We start from the raw sequence: 2,836 nt of genomic DNA, 5'->3' as shown, positions 1-2,836 counted from the left end.
CTCAAAAAGCTGCGTGGGGCGCTCGGCGGCGCACGGATGCTCAAGAGCCACTATACCGAACTGTGGCGGAATATGTCCCTGATTAAGCGCGGATTCAAACGCGCCAAGCGATATCATCCCGACACGCAACTCGTCGTCGGTGGTGGGGCTGTGAGCGTCTTCTACGAGCAATTATCTAAGAGTTTACCAAAAGGTGCGATCGTCTCGATCGGCGAAGGTGAAGCCTTGCTAGAGAAGATTATCAAAGCCGAAGATCTCACTCACGAACGCTGCTATATCGTCGGTGAAGCCCCTCGCAAAGGCTTAGTCCACGAACCGCCAGCCCCGATCGAAAAGACGGCGTGCAACTATGATTATATCGAGACGATCTGGCCGGAATTTAGCTATTACTTGCAAGATCGGGACTTCTATGTCGGCGTGCAAACCAAACGCGGCTGTCCGCACAACTGTTGTTACTGCGTTTATACCGTCATTGAAGGTAAGCAGGTGAGAATCAATCCGGCTGATGAAGTAGTCGCCGAAATGCGGCAATTGTACGATCGCGGGATTCGGAATTTCTGGTTTACCGATGCTCAATTTATCCCCGCCCGACGTTACATAGACGACGCGATCGAGTTATTACAAAAGATCGTCGATAGTGGGATGACAGATATCAAATGGGCGGCGTATATTCGCGCTGACAATCTGACGCCCGAGCTGTGCGAGTTGATGGTAAAAACCGGGATGAACTATTTTGAGATCGGCATTACCAGCGGTTCTCAGGAACTAGTTCGCAAAATGCGGATGGGCTATAATCTGCGGACTGTCTTACAAAACTGTCGCGATCTCAAAGCCGCCGGGTTTGAAGATATGGTGTCGATTAATTACTCATTTAATGTCATCGACGAACGCTTTGAAACGATCCGCCAAACGATCGCTTATCACCGCGAAATGGAAAAGATTTTCGGCGCAGATAAAGTCGAACCAGCAATCTTCTTTATCGGGTTACAACCGCATACCCATTTAGAAGAATATGCCTTCAAAAATGATATTATCAAACCCGGTTATAACCCGATGAGTCACATGCCTTGGGTTGCCAAAAAACTGCTCTGGAATCCCGAACCATTAGGCTCATTCTTTGGCGAGGTTTGTCTCCAAGCCTTCCGCGATAATCCCAATGATTTCGGTCGTGAAGTGATGAATATCCTCGAAGCCCGACTTGGTAAGTCAGAGCTAGAAGCAGCTCTAACTGCACCTGTGGAGGTGAAGCAGTTGGCAAAGGTTTAGATTAATAAAAAAACGTCGGGGTGATTTATGAATTACCCCGACGTTTTTTTCGCTTGAAATTTGTGGACATGCGATTGGTGGAGATCGTCACAGATCGGACAGTACCCACTATCTACTAAAATGTCGATAATTTGTTTGAGTATAGGAGCTGTTGGTGCTGGGTTAACCGGGCTGAAAGTTATCGATCGCACAGAAGATCGAGATCTATAAAGATTGAATTAGGCAACACCAACTATTTTGCTGGCAACTTATCGATTTGGGCTGCAAACCAAAGTGCGGCATTACCATTAGTATTATCCATCTGATTTAGCGTTTGTTCTAGTAGATCGATCGGTAGTCCTGTCAGGGCAACTGATTCAGTACACTCCCGATATTTGCCATCTACCAATCGAAAGGCGAGTACTCGCTTGCCTTTAACATCAACTACCAAATATTCAGGAATGGCTAATGCTAAATAAAGTTGTTTCTTCTCATCCAAATCGCTAGCTAAAGTAGTATCGGCAATCTCTACAACTAAATCTGGTAAGCGCGACACACTCAAGTTCACGCGACGTGGTTCGCCCTCTGCATAACGAGGCAAACCTTCGCCAATGTACAGGACTTCATCTGGTGCAGCCCCCTGCGTTTGGGGTTTCTCGATGACACAACCACCTAGTAAGTCGAATTGGACACAATGAGTCTGGCGTAGCGGCAAAGATTTATAAACCCTTTTCTTCAATCTCTCGGACGATCGAAACAACGCGCCCCACCCCATCCTCAGCCTGAATTTTCGCCCCAAATCGGCTGCACGTTGCCGCATGACTGGATCTGTTACGGCTCGGTCGATCGCCTGAGCCAATTTTTCCACCGTTAATTGCTGGCGGGGAATTGGTGCCGTTCCTACCCCCAAATCAGCAATCCGTTGACCCCAAAACGGCTGATCGCCAAAGAACGGAATCACGATCGAAGGCACCCCCGCTCTCAAACCTGCCGCAGTCGTCCCCGCACCGCCATGATGCACCACCGCCGCCATCCGAGGGAATAGCCAGGAATGCGGCACCGAATTTATCATCAAAATATTGTTTGGTACGTCAGCCTTACTCAAACCACCCCAACCAGCTTGCAAAATGGCACGTTGTCCAGTGCGATTTATTGCCTGTAAAACCAACTCTGCGGTTTCTTCCGGCTTGCGACTGCCCATACTACCAAAGCCGATATATACAGGCGGCGCACCGTTTTGTAGAAATTCTACTAAATCTGCGGGTGGAGTCCAGCCGCTAGCATCCAAAAACCAATCGCCCACAATCTCCGTGTTGTGCCAATCCGCAGGCTTGGGAATGACCGATGGACTGAACCCATAAAGCGTCGGATATCGGTGCATTACTGGCGATTTATACGGCCCCCAGAAGGATGCAGCGGGCAGGTTTAATACTTGCGCTCTAGCAAGGCGATCGGCTGTGCGAAACCCTTGCCACATTATCTGTCTTAGTAGCAGGTGCGATAACCAGTTAAAAGTACCGCCGAGTTTAGTCAGCGACTGAGGAAACAAGATGCCAGGAAACGATCGCGTCGGCGTAAAGGGAAACAGAAA

Annotated in this window: 2 protein-coding genes; one reads left to right on the top strand and one right to left on the bottom strand. The window is 48.8% G+C overall.

Annotated features, from left to right (window positions below):
- The coding region (locus RMO52_RS12570) for a photosystem II high light acclimation radical SAM protein (RefSeq protein ID WP_310414627.1) at positions 1–1,266 on the top strand (1,266 nt) is incomplete at its 5' end.
- Positions 1,267–1,498: 232 nt separating this feature from the next.
- Here the strand turns inward: RMO52_RS12570 and RMO52_RS12565 are convergent.
- Positions 1,499–2,836: nucleotide disphospho-sugar-binding domain-containing protein (locus RMO52_RS12565; RefSeq protein WP_310414625.1), on the bottom strand; the 1,338-nt coding region annotated here is incomplete at its 5' end.

This window comes from Chamaesiphon sp. OTE_8_metabat_110 (assembly GCF_031382685.1).
GTDB lineage: Bacteria > Cyanobacteriota > Cyanobacteriia > Cyanobacteriales > Chamaesiphonaceae > Chamaesiphon.
The sequence above is the reverse complement of the archived record's forward strand: the minus strand, read 5'-3'. Positions and strand labels throughout refer to the sequence as shown.